Source organism: Streptococcus oralis (genome assembly GCF_023109155.1).
In the GTDB taxonomy this organism is placed as follows: Bacteria; Bacillota; Bacilli; order Lactobacillales; family Streptococcaceae; genus Streptococcus; species Streptococcus oralis_BZ.
Genome location: NZ_JALDUA010000001.1, coordinates 779,028 through 797,451, shown reverse-complemented (window position 1 = coordinate 797,451; position 18,424 = coordinate 779,028). Strand labels below are relative to the sequence as shown.

Sequence of the window (18,424 nt, the reverse complement as noted above, 5' to 3'; positions counted from 1 at the left end):
TGATTGTCATCACCATTCCACATGATGTTCCCTTGGTTTAGGAGACCAAATCCATTACTTTCCTGAAGGAGAGCCATGAATTCTTTACTTGATTGATTATTGCGGTATTGTTCTTTCAAACGAACCTTAATGGTCATTTGAGCTTTCTTCAATACCAAGTAATTATAGTTGGATCCTTTAGCAGGAACATCCGCAACCACGACACTTTGAGGGTTGCCTTCTGAATCATCTTGACTAACTACACGAGTGGTCCATTTTTCTCCATTTGGTCCAGTAGCTGAACTTTCAACCACTTCCAAACGGTAGTCAAGTGGGTCTGTCAACATGACGTTCTTTTCAAATTCGTAGGCTACGTTATTGAAATTGTAATCAAGAGTATAGGTAAACTCCTCTGCCTTGTCTGACAATTGTGCAGAATAGGCTTTTTTCTTTGTCAAACCAAGCGGGTCATCAATTTCTCCCAAGTCATTACTCTTATCTGCGTCGGTAATTTTCTTCGTGACACTTGGGTAACAGTACTCGAGTTTTTGAACTTCAACTTTTTCATTACGTCCACCGATTTTTTGAGTTGAAAATTCACCTGTCTTGAAGACACCAGTCAACTCAGGAACTGTAACTTCTTCGTTTACAGGTTTATAATCAGCTGGCGGATCAACTTCATCCTCTTCATTCGTTTCAGGAGCACGAGCTTCCTTACTCAAATCATAGTCGAAATTGTTATTACCTGGATTGAAGACACTATCGGGTACATAGATTGTGACATTGTCACCTTCTTGATTGATTCGACCACGAATTTGTTTTGATGGATCTGTGACTTTTTCAACAACTGTTTTACCATTGATTCGAACAGCATCAACCTTATATCCAGGTGTAACAGTGAACTCACCTTTGATGTCTTCCTTAATCAACGCAGCTCCAACAGATTCTAGAACTCGACTTGAGAACTTATTGATATCACTTTGTTCATTAACATAGAAAGAAACGTTCTTACCATTAATATTTTTTGCTGGAGAAGCCATCCCCTCTAATGCTTCATGGAAGATATCTTGAACTGAACGGTTGTCACCGATATCAAAGTATTTTGAATAACCTTCTCTATAGGTGTCATAATACTGAGCTTTAGAGTTTTCAAAGATTGATACGTCTTCCCAGAAACCTACTACTACAGTCCCTTCGGAACCAACAACATTTTGAAGTCTTGTAGATGCTTCCTTAACCTCTTTCACTCGCCCTAAAACGTTTTGAGATGCTTCAGTTAGCTCATCAAAATTCCAAGCACGTGTAAGAATATTGTTGCGATAGTCGCTGTACTCTAGACGAACCTTACCATCCGGGTCACGTTTCCCGTTGGCAACTCCATCCGTAATCAAAAGGAAGATGGTCTTACGACCGTTAGCCATATTCCCTTTTCTTTGATTATATTGAGCAATGACATCGTCAATAGCTGGTACTGTAGGGGTTCCTCCTGCCACCTTAATATTATCAATGAATTGATGGATATCATTTTGATCTGAAGACAAGTTGCTAGACTTGTATTTGTAATCATAATCAGGTCCCCAACTACCATAAGTATCTTTACGACCTGTAAAATTATTATTGTAGTAATAGTTGTATCCATCAGCACCTTGGAAGGTTGCCATCATAACTCGGTCTGATGTATCCGGGTTATCAGTCTTAACCAAACGTGGATTATTCTCATCATAATTTTCTTCACTGACAAATGTTGTCAATGTTTTTAAGGCATTTTGGACATTAGGAATGGTGTTCTTGAACGATCCACTCGCATCCTGAAGGATAACTAAGTCGACCGGTTTACGTGGAACTGTCCACTTTGTTTTGTCCGATTTCTTTATCTTACGATAACATCCATTCTGGATAATTTCCGTATTATCTCCTACTCGAATTACCTCAGTTTCATCAGCCGCACCACGACCGAAACGTAAACTAGCTAATCCTAATGGCACAGAGAGAAACAGAATCGTAAACAGAATGGAGACCTTTTTAATGAAATCTCTCATAATTTTCTCTGAAATCCTATTGCGATTTCTTCTTCCTCCTTTTTTCCGAAATGAATGTATGTTAGTTTAGCAGTTCTTGTAACTCTTTCGAGAAATTTTCAGCAGTGGTATGATTTACTAATACATTCTTTACCTGTTGCTGTTTTGTCACAAGATACATACTTGGTATGGTTTGAACCTGTAAAAGATCGGCTGCGGACTGATCTTCGTCATAATAATACAGGAAAGTATATCCTTTTTCTTTGATATACTGATCAGCAGTTTCCTTTGTTTCTTTTCCTGGTTCGTTCATATTCAGAAGAACAAAATGAATTTGATCTCCATACTTTTCATACATCTGCTGAACAATGGGTAGTTGTTTCTGGCAATGCGGACACCAACTAGCCCATTCGACAACTAATATAGGTTTATCATACAGTTCCGAGATAGCAATCAATTTTCCATCTTGAGAGGTCATTTTAAATTCTGGAAGTTGTTGACCTTTTAAACTCAAAGCTGAATTGTTCTCATCACTTGAAGTCGATTGCGAAACTGAAGACGTTCCTATATCTCCATCCTTAGTGGGTCTAGTGAAATAAATTAAACCCACCGCTAAAGCTATGATGACTCCTACTGCTAAAAATGGAAGCCACCACTTGTCTTTTTTCATAATATCTCCTTTCTATTAAGATGTGAAAGCGAGTTAGGTACTTTCAAATTTTGGACATAAGCCCACTCTAACCCAAATATCATTTTATCATTTTGAAATCTTTATTTCAATAAAATTTATCGTAATTTTTCCTATTAATTGCTAAGAAAATTAAGAAAAAATAAAATTTATAATAAGTTAACTTAAATGTGGTGGTTTCAGCACTAATATTTCTAGATTTTTACCAACTTCAGATTAAAATCATCATTATTCTGTCTATAATAAATTAGCCATACAACTTTTTATACAGGGCAACTTAAAAGCAGTTCGCATCTGAACTGCTCTTTTTTGCTATTCTGTCTCTTGGTTCTTTTCTTCAACCTTAACTGGAGCTGGTTCATAAGCTCGTATGATTTGAGCGACAACTGGATGACGAACCACATCCTTGGCTGAAAAATGAACAAAGTCGATTTGGTGAATGTTCTTGAGCTTTTCTTGGGCATCAATCAAACCGGACTTGACATTACGCGGTAGGTCAATCTGGCTGATATCTCCATTGACAATCATCTTGGAATTAAATCCTAAACGAGTCAAGAACATCTTCATCTGCATGATGGTCGTATTCTGTGCCTCATCGAGAATGACAAAGGCATCATCCAAGGTCCGCCCACGCATGTAGGCAAGGGGCGCGATTTCGATAATTTCACGCTCCATGAGACGGGTCGTCTGATCTTTGCCGAGAATCTGATACAAGGCATCATAAACTGGTCGAAGATAAGGATCCACCTTCTCCTTGAGATCACCCGGAAGAAATCCTAGACTCTCTCCTGCTTCAACGGCTGGACGAGTTAGGATAATTCGCTTGACCTGCCCACGTTTAAGGGCCGTCACCGCCAAGGTCACTGCAAGAAATGTCTTTCCTGTCCCTGCAGGCCCAATTCCAAAAGTCACATCATGCTGTTTGACACTGTCCACATAAAGTTTTTGACCCAAGGTTTTGACACGAATCGGTTTCCCAGTATTGTCCTTGATAATTTCTTCTTCGTAAAGGGCGACAAACTTGTCGATTTCATCGTTTTTGACCATGCTAATCGCAGTCACCACATCTGGCGTCCCAACTGTCATCCCACGATTTACCAAGACCATCAAGGCCTGGATAACCTGACGGGCTTCCTCACAGGCAGACTCTTCTCCGATAACCTGCACAATCTCCGTACGAGCATGAATCACCACATCGAGCTCTTCTTCCATCAAACGAAGATGGCGCTCATTGGAACCAAAAAGATGGAACAAGTCATCTGGGTGACTTAGTTGAATGTATATTGAATGTTCCTTCAAATAAAGAACCTCTCTAATCCGTTTATTTCTTTTTATTATAGCAAAGAGAGCAATAAAATACTAGCCTCATCTCATTGTCTCTAGTGTTCTAAGTATTCTTGCCAGATGGCATCAAAGTCACCTAGGTTAAAAGAGAAACTGGCATGCTCCTCCAAAAAGCGACTCACCTCATCAAAATCATCTGTGTGTTTTGGAAAAGCCGACTCCTCAAAAGCGAGGTCTGCCAAGATGGCTTTGGGGCTATTACTTTTAGGATTGCGCTCGGTCATGAGCCAAGTGTAAAATGATTTTCTCAATTCTTTCTCCTATCAAGAGTTTTTTGATGACACTTTTCTGATTCTTGAAAATTACTGGACTTAGCCTCTGAAACGTAGTGGTTTATAAAATCTGTTTTCGCATCTGTATAGGCGTCTCGATTGTGTTCAAATTTTTTCCACAAACTTAGTTTTAATTCCTGATACGCTTGGGCAATATCTGGATGCTGGCAGAGATAATCTCTAAAATAAATCTCGTTATGATCTCCCGTCATTCGCAAATGTAAATGAAAAACTTTCTCAGCAAAGCCCTGCTCTGTGTATCCTTTATTTAGCGAAATCCTGGTAGGACTCTCCGACATCACTAGCCAACCATTCTTCACCAATAAATCCCTAACTCTTGCTAAATCCTCTATTCTACTTACTTCTAGCAGAATATCAACGATATTTTTGGCCCAAATATTAGGGATAGCAGTGCTACCGATATGTTCTATTCTTTGAATAACATTTGCACCCAATATTTTTTTCAGACTTGTTTTTTCCAATTCATACCAGTCTTTCCACTCTGACTTGTGCTCTACTAGAAAAATAGGAAAAAGTTGCCAGAGTTCCTCTAAACTCATTTCTTCAAGTTTCTTTATCATGTCTATAAGGTCTAAATCATCTCTGTACCAAACTGGTCTTGCTTGATTTTGCCAGCCTTCATCAAGCCACCGAGTGCTTTCTTGAACTGACCTTTAGAGATACCAAAAGTTGCCTTGATGTCCTCAGGAGACGACTTATCATTCAAGGTCATGAAACCGCCATTGCTTTCCAAGTAGGTCAAAATCATCTGGGCATCATTTTCCAACATTTCAAAGGAACGTGGTTTGAGGGATAGGTTCAAGGTACGATCCACTTCACGGAAACCGATGACACGCGCATCTAGCACTTGCCCCAAACGTGGCTCTGCGTAGCGCTCACTTGGGTGAATAAAACCAAGCATGTTATTCTCTGGCAGATAGACAAAGGTCCCTGACAGCTTGAGACGGTAAACAATGGCTGGCCAGTTTTGGTTCTGCATGTTGTTGTAGGCAGGACTAGCCAAACGTTGGAAATCTTCTTGATAAGCCAAGAGTCCCCAGATTCGGTCTTTCTTGTCCACTTCAAGACGGATGTAGAGTTTGTCGCCCTTCTTAGGCCAGAGTTCCTTGAGTTCAGGGAGGATATCGAGTGACACTACGATCTCCTTGTCAGGTAGACCGGTATCGACAAAGACACCCAAGTCCTTACGAACTTCTGTTACGGTTCCCCAACCAAATTGGTCTTGAGTGGCAGTAACTTCTTGAGTGGTCAAGCGGAGTTTCTGCTTCATATCCGTATAGGCAAAACCTTTGACCGTATCCCCTACTGTATGTTGACCTTCTTCCTTGGCAAGTGCATAGGTCTGACCATCCTTTTGCACAAAGTAAAAACGGTCATTTTCATCGATGATGAGTCCAACGATAAAACTTGCAAGATTTGTATTCATATTTCCTTCTTTCGAATAAAACTCAGCCAGCAATGCCAACTGAGTTTTTCTGTTTATTTTTAGACTTCCAAGATTTCTTTTTCTTTATTGGCAGTCATGTCGTCGATGTGTTTCACAGCGTCGTCTGTTACTTTTTGAATATCTTTTTCAAGAGTCTTCAATTCGTCTTCAGTGATTTCTTTTGCTTTTTCTTGTTTCTTAGCTTCGTCCATAGCATCACGGCGGATATTACGGACAGCCACTTTAGCATTTTCACCGACCTTCTTCACTTCTTTGGCAAGGTCACGACGAGTCTCTTCTGTAAGAGCAGGGATAACCAAGCGGATCACAGAACCGTCATTAGCTGGTGTAATACCAAGATCAGAAGCGTTCAAGGCACGTTCGATGTCTTTCAATGAAGACTTGTCAAATGGTGTTACCAACAAGACACGCGCTTCTGGAATAGTAATTGAAGCGATTTGGTTAAGAGGAGTTTCGACTCCATAGTATTCTACGTGGATACGGTCTAGCAAGCTTGCGTTGGCACGACCGGCACGGATACCACCAAATTCACGAGCAAGTGATTGGTGAGACTGGGTCATTCTCTCTTTAGCTTTTTCTACAATTGCATTAGCCATAATTTTCTTATTCCTTTTCTTCGATATTGTTTGAAACTGTTGTTCCGATATTTTCACCAAATACAACACGTTTAATGTTGCCTGGTTGGTTCATGTTAAAGACAACCAAGTCAATGTCGTTGTCCATAGAGAGAGTTGAAGCAGTTGAGTCCATGATACGAAGACCTTTATTGATAACGTCACGGTGGGTCAATTCTTCAAACTTAACGGCAGTCTTGTCTTTCTTAGGATCGGCATTGTAAACACCGTCTACACCATTTTTAGCCATAAGGATGGCATCCGCTTCGATTTCAGCTGCACGAAGGGCTGCTGTTGTATCTGTTGAGAAGTAAGGTGAACCAATCCCAGCACCAAAGATAACGATACGACCCTTTTCAAGGTGGCGAAGGGCACGTCCACGTACATAAGGTTCTGCCACTTGTTGCATCGCAATGGCAGTTTGCACACGCGTATCGACACCAACTTGTTGCAATGAATCTGCCATCACAAGAGCATTCATCACGGTCCCAAGCATTCCAGTGTAATCTGCCTGAACACGGTCCATTCCTGCTTCTGCAGCAGGTTCCCCACGCCAGAGATTTCCTCCACCAATAACAAGGGCAATTTCGATACCTAAGCTGTGAACTTCTTGAATCTCTTTTGCGATTGTCTGAACTGTCTGGATATCAATCCCTACGCCACGTTCACCGGCAAGGGCTTCACCTGATAACTTGATTAAAATACGTTTATACTTGGGATTCGCCATTTTTACTCTCCTTTTTTTATCCTACCTATTTTATCACAATTTCTAAGATTTTTATAGTATCATGAGCAATTCTTTGAAAAAAATTAAACCGTTAAAAATTCCTCTAAGTCGGTAAGAGCACGCTCTGCAATTTTTTCATAACGAGCCTTCTTATCACGGATACGCTCGCCATCCAATTCCTTGATAATCCCAAAATTGACATTCATTGGTTGGAAATGTTTGCTATCAGCGTGAGTGATGTAATGAGCCAGACTTCCAATCGCTGTGGTCTCTGGGAAGATAGCTTCACTTTCACCCTTAAAGAGACGAGCTGCGTTAATACCTGCAACCAAGCCTGAAGCTGCTGACTCAACATAGCCTTCTACACCCGTCATTTGACCAGCAAAGAAGAGGTTGGGTTGTTTCTTAGAACGGTAAGTCTGCTCGAGAAGATTTGGTGAATCCATGTAAGAATTGCGGTGCATGACCCCATAACGGACAAACTCCGCATTTTCAAGACCTGGAATCATTTGGAAGACACGCTTTTGTTCTCCCCATTTGAGGTGGGTTTGGAAACCAACTATATTGTAGAGGCTACCAGCCGCATTGTCCTGACGAAGTTGAACAACTGCATAAGGGGTTTTAAATTCGCCATCACGAGGTCCTGTGTAGTCTTCTGGATACTCCAAACCGACTGGCTTCATCGGACCATAAAGCATGGTTTTAATGCCACGCTTAGCCATGACTTCGATAGGCATACAACCTTCAAAGTACTTTTCTTTTTCAAAGGAATTGAGCGGTGCTTCTTCCGCATTGACCAAGGCTTCATGGAAATCCATAAATTCTTGTTTGGTCATAGGGGCATTGAGGTAGGCTGCTTCTCCCTTGTCATAACGAGACTTGAGATAGACCTTGCTCATATCGATGGTGTTAACGTCAATAATCGGCGCCGCCGCGTCATAGAAATAGAATCCATCCCCATCATTAAGGGCATGAATCTTTTCAGCTAGGGCATCGCTGGTTAAAGGACCAGTAGCGACAACAGTAATAACGTCAGTTGGCAATTCTGTAATTTCATCACGAACCACCTCAATTAAGGGATGATTAGCAACTTTCTCAGTCACCATCTTTGAGAAACCATCGCGGTCCACCGCAAGCGCACCACCTGCAGGAACACGTGTAGCCTCAGCAGATTCCAAGATGACCGAACCCAAGCGACGCATTTCTTCCTTGAGGAGACCCACTGCATTTGTCAGAGCATCTCCACGAAGAGAATTGGAACAAACCAACTCAGCAAAATTATCTGTTTTGTGCTGAGGTGTTGACTTGACCCCACGCATTTCATAGAGTTTAACTGGAATACCACGTTCTGCGATTTGGTAAGCTGCTTCAGACCCTGCCAAACCTGCTCCGATAACATTGATATAAGATTGAGACATGACACTAATACCTCTTTGGGTGGAACCTAAGTTCATATCAAAACAAGCTACTAGACTGTTTGACACCCACAAATCTTTCTAAATTTTCTTTTACTAGTATAACAAAAAAAGGGAAGAAGGCAAACTTCCCTGTTTAGTCATTTTCTTGATTCTCTTCCCAATCATGGTAGGCAGCGTAAAGCTGGCTTTTATTCCATTGGTAGAGTTTCGCAACTTCCTTAATGGCTTGATTTTTCTTCATGCCTTGCCGGATACGGGTTTGAATTTCTAAGAACAAGTCCTCCTCGTCCTTTTCCTCCACATCCTGACTGGCACCTTCAACGATGAGAAGGCATTCGCCCTTGAGTGGCGTTTCAGCGATGCTTTCTAGCATTTCAGAAATCTTTCCTCGTTGGTATTCTTCATAGATTTTGGTCAATTCTCTAACCAAGACTACCGAGCGGTCACCGTAGACTTCTAGCATATTTTCTAACGTATCCGCTACACGGTGGGGTGATTCATAGAAAATCTGAGTTTCTGGGTAATCTTTTTTTAAGTCGAAAAATTGCTTTTGCTGGCCTGATTTTCTCGGTAAGAAACCGTAAAAGATATGTGGCTGTGGCGCTAGGCCACTGGCAATCAAGGCAGAAATCCCTGCAGAGGCACCTGGAACGGTAACAACTGCGATTTCTTCCTCAATAGCTGCCTTGACCAAATCATGACCAGGGTCTGAGATACTAGGCAGACCCGCATCAGATACCTGAGCAATACTTTGACCGGCCTTCAGGAAACTAATCAAATCAGGAATTTTTTCCTTGGCATTGTGCTCATGAAAACTAATCTGCTTAGTAGAAATGTCAAAATGCTTGAGCAAAAGCCCCGTATTACGGGTGTCCTCAGCTGCAATCCAATCCACCTCTTTCAAGGTCTGGATAGCACGAAAGGTCATATCATCTAGATTGCCAATCGGCGTTGCTACTAGGTAAAGCTTGCCATAGGGAGATTGTCCCTTAAAACTTTTTTGAATCTGCATGCTTACTCCCTATATAACAACTCATCACAGAACATACATTCCTCGTCCTGCTCTCGGCGTTGTCCATAAAAATCATTACATACGTGAAACCCGTCTTTATAGATTCGGCGGACGCTTTCACGAACATGCTTGGCCTTAACGGGTGTATCTGCTTCCACCTCGCCTAAGCGTTCGCGCAATTTACTATTTTCCAAACGAAGAGCTGTATTTTCCTCTACCAGACTCTTGAGATTTTTCTTGATGGCTTCCACATCGGCCAAGGTCACCAGTAATTGTTGGGAAAAATCATCCAGCGCGTCAAATAATTCTTTTTTGTCCATAAACCAGCCCTTTCCTTTCTATATCGTTCATTTTTAATACTCAATGAAAATCAAAGAGCAAACTAGGAAACTAGCCGCAGGCTGTACTTGAGTACGGCAAGGCGACGTTGACGTGGTTTGAATTTGATTTTCGAAGAGTATGAGTTTATATTTCTTTCAAGACCAGATATTCCATGGCATTTTGAAAGCTTACATTAGCTTGCCACATTTTTCTGGCTTCTAGCAAATCTTGTAAAATCTGTCGCATCCTTGCTTGCAAGAGATCCTGCCCACAGAGCACTTCGAGGATTCGCAAGACCTGATCCTGCTTTTCCTTATCATCTGCCAAGCTGGCTAATTTAGCAACTTGCAGATAACTTTCTTTTTTCTTGGCTAATAACCAGGTCAGTAGGCGTTCGCTCTCATCCACCAAGGTCCAAAAACTTGCCTGATTGGCCAACTTTTCAGCTTCAATTCGCGATTGACTAAACTGGGCTAAGAGAGTCGCTTTTTTCTTAACTAGACCTGCTTGTTCTAATTGATGGATGAGCTTTTCTTCCTGCTTTTTAAAGTGGAAAATCTGAGTCCTACTACGGATAGTTGGCAACATCTTTTCCTCATCGCTGGTCAAGAAGAAAATGTAAACTTCACTCTGGGGTTCTTCGATGACCTTGAGCAGAGAATTGGCTGCGTTGGGATGCATTTTCTCCGCCTGCTCGATAATAAAAACCTGCTGCTGACTTTCAATCCCTGCTTGAGAAAACTGACCCACCAATTCCCGAATGCGTTCTGTCTTGATGACCTGATTGACTGGCTTAATCAAGGTAACATCGGGGAATTCTTCCTGTTCAATCAGCTTACAGTTTCGGCATTTCTCACACGGCAAAACGCCTACTTTATCCCTACAAAAGAGGCTCTTAGCCAAAAACTGCGCCATTTCCAAGCTTCCAAAGAAACCTGAAAAGAGATAGGCGTGATTGAGCTGATCTTGTTCTAGGATACGGACAAAGCGGTCAAACTGGTCTGGCTGCCAAGCTTTTAGTTGTTCTTGTTTCATTTAGCCAAGCCCATTCTGTCAAACAAGACAGCCTTGGTCGTTTCCACAACTTGCTCCAAAGGAAGACTCGCATCAATCTTGACAATGCGATTTCCTTCTTTGTCCAGAAGAGAAAGGTAGCCTTGACGGACTTTCTTGTGCAAGTCCAAGCCTTCCAAGTCCAAACGATTGACCTCGCGGTCACTATTAGCAGCAATGCGAGCCAGCCCCTCTTCCACCTCGATGTCAAAATAGAGTGTCAAATCGGGTTTAAGTCCATCTGTCGCAAAGTGATTGAGCCAATCAATGGCATCAATATCCAAGCCACGGCCAAATCCCTGATAAGCAACAGAACTATCGATGAAGCGGTCCATAATGACCAACTTGCCATCTTCAAGTGCTGGAAGAACTTTTTCTACCAAATGCTGTCTGCGACTGGCGATATAGAGAAGAAGCTCTGTTTTAGGATCCATCTGCATATGACTTGGATCCAAAATCACTTCCCTAATCTTCTCCCCGATCAAGACTCCGCCAGGTTCACGGGTCGTCAACACTTCTACTCCTTTTTCCTCTAAAATTGGGAGTAGAGTCTCTAAAACACTGGTCTTTCCTGCTCCCTCTGGTCCCTCAAAAGAGACTAAAAATCCTTTTGACATGTCTAACTCATTTCTTTTTTACTATCTTCTATTCTATCAAAAAAATAGATTTTTGTGACAATCTTTTTGCGTCTTCTCCATTCAATCGACCATAAAAGAGGCTGGGAGTCACCCAACCTCTTATTTACCTAATTCTTGTGTTCGTTTGTAGGCTTGCTGAACTGCGTCCATGACGGTACCTCTAAAGGCATGTTCTTCCAGACTTGCTACACCAGCGATAGTCGAACCACCTGGACTGCAAACTTGGTCTTTCAATACTCCAGGATGTTGTTGACTTTCGAGAACCATTTGTCCAGCTCCAACTACTGTTTGGGCTGCCATTTTCAAAGCCGTTTCTCGTGGCAATCCTGACTGAACACCTGCATCTGCCAAAGCCTCGATAAAGAGGTAGACAAAGGCTGGCCCACAACCTGCAAGACCTGTCGCCGCATCAATTAAGTCATCCCCAAGCTCAACCAATATACCCGCATTGGATAAAAGCTGACAAAAGAGTTCACCGTCCTCAGCAAGACAGTTTGCTGACATGGCATAACTAATCACCCCTTGACCGATAGCCACTGGAGTATTGGGCATGATGCGAATGATACGATGTTGACTTGGGATAAGACTAGCTAGTTTTTCCAAAGTCAATCCAGCTGCCATGGAAATCAAAAGAAGACTCTCTCTTTTTTCAAGGATGGTCTGATATTGAGCAAGCAGTTCAGAAAACTGCGCAGGCTTAACACCTAGAAAAATCACATCTGCTTCTGCGAAGATTTCTTCATTGCTGGAAGCCTGACCGCCGAAGTTGGCAATGAAAGCATCTACTTTCGCTTGACTACGATTGGCAAGGAGAATCTGAGCACCCGCCTTACCCTGCAAAACAGCCTTAGCCAAGCTAGCTCCCATATTTCCCAAACCGATAAATCCAATCTTCATCTCTTACTCCCTTATCTGTCCGTCACCAGTAACCACATACTTGTAGCTGGTCAACTCTTTCAAGCCCATAGGCCCACGCGCATGCAGTTTCTGAGTAGAAATCCCCATCTCACATCCAAGACCAAATTGCCCACCATCAGTGAAACGCGTTGAGGCATTGACATACACCGCTGCAGAGTCCACTTGATTTGTAAAGTAGGCTGCAGCTTCAGCATTTTCTGTCACAATGGCATCCGAATGATGGGTACTGTGAGCTTCAATATGCTCAACTGCTTCTTCTAAACTGCTCACAACCTTAACCGCTAGGATATAATCTAAAAACTCAGTGTCAAAGTCTTGGGCCTCAGCTGCTCGACCTGAAACAAACTGGCTTGCTTGGCTATCCAAGCGGAATTGAATTGGTTCCAGTCCAGCTTCCTTACGCTCTGCAACCAGAACTTGTTCCAATCGTGGAAGGAAATCTGCTGCCTTGTCTTCATGAACCAGCAAGACCTCCATGGCATTGCAGACAGAAGGACGGCTGGTTTTAGCATTGTTGATGATGGCTAGAGCCTTGTCTTCATCGGCATCCTTGTCCACATAGACATGGACAATTCCAGTCCCTGTCTCGATAACAGGCACGATAGCATTTTCAACCACAGCATTGATCAAACCAGCGCCTCCACGGGGTATGAGAAGGTCTAGATAACCCTTGGCCTTCATCATGGCATAGCTACTTTCACGGCTAGTATCTTCCACCAGTTGAATCACCTCTGGATGGATGGTAGTCGTCTCCAAACCCTTCTTCAAGGCTGTGACAATAGCATGGGCAGTTTGGTAGGCGTCCTTCCCACTACGAAGAACGACCGCATTGCCACTTTTGAGAGCCAAAGCAGCCGCATCAGATGTCACATTTGGACGACTTTCGTAGATAATCCCAATAACTCCCATGGCCACACGCTTCTTGGTAATAACCAAACCATTTTCAAGATGATTGGTTTCTAAAACTTCACCGATTGGATCTGGTAAAGCAACCACTTCACGAATCCCTCTTGCCATCGCTTCTATACGTCCTTCATCCAAATAAAGACGGTCTAGCATAACATCTGAGATTTTCCCCTTGGCCGCTTCCATATCGAGGGCATTGGCCGCTAAAATCTCCTCAGTAGCAGCCACTAAGTGATCAGCCATAGCTAGCAAGGCTTGGTTTTTCACTGCTTCACTAGCAGTATTGATTGATTTCTTAACAGCCTGTACCTGTTCAAATTGTTCTTGTGTACTTACCATCGTTCACCTCTAAAATTCTGTAAAAAGCAGCTGGATTTCAGGAGTGATGGAAATCCAGTCATCACGATGAATCAAGACTCCCTTAGCTTTTTGAGAACGGAGCATATCTTCTAGAGCTGAGACGCCAAATTGGACACGTCCCTTTCCAAGAGATTGACCCGTTTCTTTATCTGCTACTGTGACAATATCGTGGTAAGAGAAGTTTCCTTCCACTTCCACCACACCCGATAAAAGGAGACTTTTCCCGTTTTTTGAAAGTGCCTCTGCAGCTCCACCATCTACCCAAATCGTTCCCTGACTTTGAGCATAGAAGGCCAGCCATTGTTTCTGGGTACGAAGTCCCTTCTCTTGCGCAACAAAGAAGGAACCATCCCTAGTTTCTTCAGCTGCCTCAATCAAGGCATCAGATTTCAAGGAGGAGCAAATATAGACTGGCACCCCTGACTCCGTTGCGATCGTAGCTGCTTTGATTTTTGTTAGCATACCCCCAGTACCGTTTGACGAACCTGCTCCACCAGCCATATCAATAATCTCACGATTGATAGTCTCGATTTTCTCCAAACGTTTGGCTGTTGGATCTGAGTTGGGATTTCCGGTATAGAGACCGTCCACATCGGTCAAGAGAACTAAAAGGTCTGCTTGCACCATCGCCGCTACCTGGGCACTCAGAGTGTCATTGTCCCCGACCTTGAGCTCATCAATAACGACACTGTCATTCTCGTTGATGATGGGGATTGCACCACGATGAAGCAATACAGACAAGGCCTGATGGGCGTTCTTATAGCGACGTTTATCTACAAAATCATCCTGTGTCAGCAAGATTTGTGCAGAAACGATCTGGCGCATGAGGAGGTTGGTTGTATATTCCTCCAACAAAAGTCCCTGACCAACTGCAGCCGAAGCTTGTTTATCTGCAATCTTGGTCGGACGTTTTTTAAAACCCAAAGCTCCAAATCCAGCGGCAACTGCCCCAGATGACACTAAAATCAACTCATGTCCAGCCTCATGCAGCATAGCCAATTGCTGGGTAATTGCCTTTACTTTACTCCTTGATAAACTCCCGTCTTCATTTGTTAAGGAGGAAGTCCCTACCTTAAAGACGATTCGTTTGTACTTCATATTCTCACTCCGATTCTTCATATTTATCCATTATAACATGAATACTTTAAAATAGAAAAGACTTGAAATGAAAAAGGTTGAGACAAGGCATCTCAACTCTTTTATCTATTCTCAGTTTTACTCAATCTTTCCAGCGTTTCTTTAAAAATCTCTGGAATATCTGCTGTGAACTCCAAGGTTTCACCTGTTCTCGGATGAGTAAAACCTAGAGTCTTGGCATGGAGAAACTGTCCATGTCCTTTCAGGGTTTTACGAGGGCCATAGACCTCATCCCCAGCGACTGGATGGCCAATATAAGCCATATGAACACGGATTTGGTGGGTACGTCCTGTTTCCAGTTGCAACTCCAATAAACTATAATCACCAAATCGTTCCAAAACGTGAAAACGTGTCACTGCAGGCTTCCCTTTAGCAGTTACAGCCTGTTTCTTACGGTCTTTTTCACTACGGCCAATCGGTGCTTCAATGACACCACGATCATTGGGAAGATTGCCATGAACAATCGCCCAGTATTTGCGAAGAGACTTCTTATCCTTGAGTTCTTGAGCGAGTGCTAAGTGGGCCTCATCATTCTTAGCAATCATAAGGAGGCCAGACGTGTCCTTGTCAATGCGATGAACGATACCCGGTCGGAGAACCCCATTGATACCTGACAAGTCCTTGATATGGTACATGAGGGCATTGACCAAGGTTCCGCTAGTATGACCGGCGCTGGGATGGACCACCATACCCTGAGGTTTGTTAACAACGGCTACATCCTCATCTTGGTAGATGATATCTAGCGGAATATCTTCAGCCACATACTCTAAAACCTCCGGTTCTGGCACATGGTAAGTGACGATATCCCCCTCTTGGACAGTGTATTTGGCTTTCTTGACTTGCCCATTCACCAAGACTTGTCCAGCCTTGATTTGTTCATTCGCGAGACTGCGTGACAATTCTGTCAGATCTGACAGAGCCTTGTCTAGACGTTGCCCACCCGTTTCAATTTTTATTTCCATTTACTTCCTCTTTAAGCATTGCAATCAATAAAACAATGACACCGACTGTCAAATAGCTGTCAGCAACATTGAAAATCGCAAAATTGATAAAGTCTAGGTGAAACATATCCACCACAAAACCTTGACTCATTCTGTCGATAAAGTTGCCCAGACCTCCCGCTATTATCAAAGTCAGTCCAAAAACTAACCAGAGAGAATCCTCCATGTGTTTATGGAGATACCAAATTGCACCTGCCATGACGACCAGTGTAATAACAGCAAATAACCACTGCTGGTCTTGCAACATGGAGAAAGCTGCTCCTCTATTTTGCAGGTAGGTCAAGCTAACGAGATTGGGTATCCACGAACGAACTTCACCTAGTGGAATCTGCTGGACAACATAATTTTTGACCAACTGATCCAACCCAATCAAAAGCAGTACAATGACTGCTACTATTCCTCTTTTTTTCATGATTTCCTCTTTTGATCAAAATATTCTTGCATGACTTCTACGAAAAGAGTCCCAGCTTGGCTAAGCTCCACTTCTTCCCGTTTGACATAGACCATGCGGTTATCTAGATTATCCTTGAGACGAATGACTGTGATGCCATTAACACTGTCACTATCTAAAAACCCAGATCCAGTTGCATAAGCATCCGTCCGCTCCAAAATACCATTCAAAGTAGCACGGTCGGTCACATTAAACATCTGCGAGCTCGCGCTGGTGTCGACAAAGTTCTCTGAATAGTATAGATACTCATCTTTTTCCTGAGTAAACCGAACCGTTGGCAGATCCGCTAGATCCTCCATTACCAATTCCTCTTTCTGTGCTAAAGGATGCCCTTCACGAAGATAAATGTGAGTCTGGAAAGGAATTAGTTCAATAACTTCTAAACCAAGCTTTTCAACCCGTTGCATGATGCCCTTTTTATTTTGATTGTTGAGGTAGATAATCCCAATCTCACTGTGTCCTTGGGCCACTTCGTCTAATATTTGAACTGTAGTAGACTCAAAAATACGAAAGTTCTTATAATCAGGATAACGTTCTGAAAAGGCCGTAATGGTTGGTGGCAAGAAGTCATAGTGCTGACTGGCAATAGAAAATTCATCCTTTTCTTCCTCAGGATTGGCATACTGATTTTGAAAAACATCAAAGCCTTTAACTAACTCCTGCGCTTTCTCATAAAATTCCATACCACGACGGGTTAAGAAAGTCCCCGAACTCGTCCGACGAAAAATCTTAAAGCCTAGCTCTTTTTCCAAATCGCGCACAGAAATAGACAGACTCGGCTGACTAACATACATCTTTTCAGCAGCTTCACGGAAAGTACCACTATTGGCAATGGCCACAACATAGCGTAATTGTTGAATGTTCATCTTTTACCCCCCAACTTCTCTATCTGTTCATTATACCATATTTTAGAAATTTTCCACTTAGGAAAAATAATGTCGCACATAAAATTCATCTACACTAGCAACAAAGAATTATGGGTATCAAAACAAAAAAATAGGCTCTCCGAAAACTCGGAAAGCCTTATTTTATGCTACTTCTAGCTTCCTAACCTTTTCATTTTAAGGCTCGGGATAAAAAGGTTCACTGGACCTTTTTATTTTGCGATTGGGTAAACAGAAACTTGTTTTTTATCGCGACCTTTACGTTCAAAGCGTACTACGCCTTCAACTTTAGCGAACAAAGTATCGTCTCCACCACGTCCAACGTTTACACCTGGATAGATGTGTGTACCACGTTGACGGTAAAGGATTGATCCACCTGTTACAGTTTGTCCGTCAGCTGCTTTAGCTCCAAGACGTTTCGCTTGTGAATCACGTCCGTTTGATGTAGAACCTCCACCTTTTTTGTGGGCGAAAAGTTGCAAGTTGTTAAGAGTCATTTTTAACATAATGTTTTCCTCCGTGTTAGTTTTCTGTGATAACTCTGGTTTGGACGAACTCAGATGAGTTCTCCGATAAGTTTGCCATACCTAAGAAAAATGATTCGAAGAATAACTGGGTCATTTCTCTCTGGTGCGAAGGAAGATCCGCTGGTATTTCAACCTTTAGATAGCCACCTTCATCTTCGTTTAATTCTAAGATTGGTTCATAGCCTGCAAACTTCTCAATGGAATTGATAAAGTTAATGGCAAGCGTAGAAACCGATGCACACACGACATCTAAGCCGTATTCGCCACTTTCGGCGTGTCCAGTAATTTCCGCACTCCTCAGCTCGCCATCTTCGGCTCTCTCAAAGACTGCTTGTATCATGTGTTCTCCTTAAAATTAAGCGTTGATCGCGTTGATGACAACTTTTGTATATGGTTGACGGTGACCTTGTTTACGGTGGCTACCTTTTTTAGGTTTGTACTTGTAAGTAACAACTTTCTTTTGTTTTCCTTGTTTTTCAACAGTTCCAACTACAGTAGCTCCAGCAACAAGTGGAGTTCCGACAACAGTGTTTTCACCACCAACAAGAACAACTTCGTTAAAAGTAACTTCTTGACCAGCTTCAACGTTCAATTTTTCAACGTAAACTGCTTGACCAACTTCAACTTTAACTTGTTTTCCGCCAGTTTTGATAATTGCGTATGTGCTCATTATGCACCTCCTATGATT

At 42.5% G+C, this 18,424-nt stretch carries 22 protein-coding genes and 1 pseudogene; 1 reads left to right on the top strand and 22 read right to left on the bottom strand.

Translation table 11 applies throughout. From position 1 onward, the window contains the following. The 19 genes from M1F63_RS03990 to M1F63_RS03900 form a co-directional block, all read right to left on the bottom strand. A partial coding sequence (locus M1F63_RS03990) for a vWA domain-containing protein (protein WP_247940763.1) occupies positions 1 to 2,018 on the bottom strand: 2,018 nt, incomplete at its 3' end. Positions 2,019 to 2,079: 61 nt separating this feature from the next. Further along, a complete protein-coding gene (locus M1F63_RS03985; RefSeq protein ID WP_247940762.1) occupies positions 2,080 to 2,667 on the bottom strand; it encodes a TlpA family protein disulfide reductase in 588 nt (195 codons plus the stop codon). A 330-nt stretch (positions 2,668 to 2,997) separates the two neighbouring features. Continuing rightward, positions 2,998 to 3,984, bottom strand: a complete 987-nt coding sequence (locus M1F63_RS03980) for a PhoH family protein (RefSeq protein WP_247940761.1) — start codon at positions 3,982 to 3,984, stop codon at positions 2,998 to 3,000. Between the two features lie 80 nt (positions 3,985 to 4,064). After that, entirely contained in the window at positions 4,065 to 4,280 is a 216-nt protein-coding gene (locus M1F63_RS03975) for a YozE family protein (RefSeq protein ID WP_001232084.1), read from the bottom strand. Then, positions 4,277 to 4,882 carry a GrpB family protein gene (locus M1F63_RS03970; protein WP_247940760.1) on the bottom strand — a complete coding sequence of 202 codons (606 nt, stop codon included), beginning with the start codon at positions 4,880 to 4,882 and terminating at the stop codon, positions 4,277 to 4,279. The genes M1F63_RS03975 and M1F63_RS03970 overlap by 4 nt, the downstream gene beginning before the upstream one ends. Positions 4,883 to 4,893: 11 nt before the next feature. After that, positions 4,894 to 5,748 (bottom strand): CvfB family protein, encoded by an 855-nt coding sequence (cvfB, locus tag M1F63_RS03965; protein WP_247940759.1) that lies wholly within the window; start codon positions 5,746 to 5,748, stop codon positions 4,894 to 4,896. A gap of 59 nt (positions 5,749 to 5,807) precedes the next feature. After that, positions 5,808 to 6,365, bottom strand: coding sequence for a ribosome recycling factor (gene frr, locus M1F63_RS03960; protein WP_001262235.1), 558 nt, complete (start codon positions 6,363 to 6,365; stop codon positions 5,808 to 5,810). Positions 6,366 to 6,372: 7 nt separating this feature from the next. Next, positions 6,373 to 7,110, bottom strand: coding sequence for a UMP kinase (gene pyrH, locus M1F63_RS03955; RefSeq protein ID WP_000002996.1), 738 nt, complete (start codon positions 7,108 to 7,110; stop codon positions 6,373 to 6,375). Positions 7,111 to 7,193: 83 nt separating this feature from the next. Continuing rightward, the gene (gene trmFO / locus M1F63_RS03950; RefSeq protein ID WP_247940758.1) at positions 7,194 to 8,528 is read right to left on the bottom strand and encodes a methylenetetrahydrofolate--tRNA-(uracil(54)-C(5))-methyltransferase (FADH(2)-oxidizing) TrmFO; all 1,335 of its coding nucleotides are present in this window, start codon (positions 8,526 to 8,528) and stop codon (positions 7,194 to 7,196) included. A 133-nt stretch (positions 8,529 to 8,661) separates the two neighbouring features. Next, positions 8,662 to 9,540 (bottom strand): 16S rRNA (cytidine(1402)-2'-O)-methyltransferase, encoded by an 879-nt coding sequence (rsmI, locus tag M1F63_RS03945; RefSeq protein WP_247940757.1) that lies wholly within the window; start codon positions 9,538 to 9,540, stop codon positions 8,662 to 8,664. A 2-nt stretch (positions 9,541 to 9,542) separates the two neighbouring features. After that, positions 9,543 to 9,860, bottom strand: coding sequence for a DNA replication initiation control protein YabA (gene yabA, locus M1F63_RS03940; protein ID WP_000358229.1), 318 nt, complete (start codon positions 9,858 to 9,860; stop codon positions 9,543 to 9,545). A 145-nt stretch (positions 9,861 to 10,005) separates the two neighbouring features. Next, entirely contained in the window at positions 10,006 to 10,896 is an 891-nt protein-coding gene (locus M1F63_RS03935; RefSeq protein ID WP_247940756.1) for a DNA polymerase III subunit delta', read from the bottom strand. Next, the gene (tmk, locus tag M1F63_RS03930; protein WP_247940755.1) at positions 10,893 to 11,531 is read right to left on the bottom strand and encodes a dTMP kinase; all 639 of its coding nucleotides are present in this window, start codon (positions 11,529 to 11,531) and stop codon (positions 10,893 to 10,895) included. The genes M1F63_RS03935 and tmk overlap by 4 nt, the downstream gene beginning before the upstream one ends. Positions 11,532 to 11,651: 120 nt before the next feature. Beyond that, the gene (proC, locus tag M1F63_RS03925) at positions 11,652 to 12,449 is read right to left on the bottom strand and encodes a pyrroline-5-carboxylate reductase (RefSeq protein ID WP_247940754.1); all 798 of its coding nucleotides are present in this window, start codon (positions 12,447 to 12,449) and stop codon (positions 11,652 to 11,654) included. Positions 12,450 to 12,452: 3 nt separating this feature from the next. Then, complete coding sequence (locus M1F63_RS03920) at positions 12,453 to 13,715, bottom strand: glutamate-5-semialdehyde dehydrogenase (protein ID WP_247940753.1); 1,263 nt, start codon at positions 13,713 to 13,715, stop codon at positions 12,453 to 12,455. Positions 13,716 to 13,724: 9 nt separating this feature from the next. Further along, positions 13,725 to 14,834 carry a glutamate 5-kinase gene (gene proB, locus M1F63_RS03915; protein ID WP_049485319.1) on the bottom strand — a complete coding sequence of 370 codons (1,110 nt, stop codon included), beginning with the start codon at positions 14,832 to 14,834 and terminating at the stop codon, positions 13,725 to 13,727. Positions 14,835 to 14,935: 101 nt separating this feature from the next. After that, positions 14,936 to 15,835, bottom strand: a complete 900-nt coding sequence (locus M1F63_RS03910; RefSeq protein WP_247940752.1) for an RluA family pseudouridine synthase — start codon at positions 15,833 to 15,835, stop codon at positions 14,936 to 14,938. Next, positions 15,819 to 16,286 (bottom strand): signal peptidase II, encoded by a 468-nt coding sequence (gene lspA, locus M1F63_RS03905; protein ID WP_061852666.1) that lies wholly within the window; start codon positions 16,284 to 16,286, stop codon positions 15,819 to 15,821. The genes M1F63_RS03910 and lspA overlap by 17 nt, the downstream gene beginning before the upstream one ends. After that, a complete protein-coding gene (locus M1F63_RS03900) occupies positions 16,283 to 17,191 on the bottom strand; it encodes a LysR family transcriptional regulator (protein ID WP_001025717.1) in 909 nt (302 codons plus the stop codon). The genes lspA and M1F63_RS03900 overlap by 4 nt, the downstream gene beginning before the upstream one ends. Here M1F63_RS03900 and M1F63_RS10215 point away from each other — a divergent pair. After that, positions 17,184 to 17,256: pseudogene (locus M1F63_RS10215) on the top strand (AraC family transcriptional regulator); the annotation flags it as partial. The gene M1F63_RS03900 and the pseudogene M1F63_RS10215 sit on opposite strands and share 8 nt — an antisense overlap. A gap of 165 nt (positions 17,257 to 17,421) precedes the next feature. Here M1F63_RS10215 and rpmA read toward each other — a convergent pair. The 3 genes from rpmA to rplU are packed head-to-tail and all read right to left on the bottom strand — an operon-like array spanning position 17,422 to position 18,406. Next, positions 17,422 to 17,715 (bottom strand): 50S ribosomal protein L27, encoded by a 294-nt coding sequence (gene rpmA / locus M1F63_RS03895; RefSeq protein WP_000916509.1) that lies wholly within the window; start codon positions 17,713 to 17,715, stop codon positions 17,422 to 17,424. Positions 17,716 to 17,731: 16 nt separating this feature from the next. After that, entirely contained in the window at positions 17,732 to 18,076 is a 345-nt protein-coding gene (locus M1F63_RS03890) for a ribosomal-processing cysteine protease Prp (RefSeq protein ID WP_000613697.1), read from the bottom strand. 15 nt (positions 18,077 to 18,091) lie between these two features. Next, a complete protein-coding gene (rplU, locus tag M1F63_RS03885; RefSeq protein WP_000109141.1) occupies positions 18,092 to 18,406 on the bottom strand; it encodes a 50S ribosomal protein L21 in 315 nt (104 codons plus the stop codon). Positions 18,407 to 18,424 lie beyond the last annotated feature (18 nt).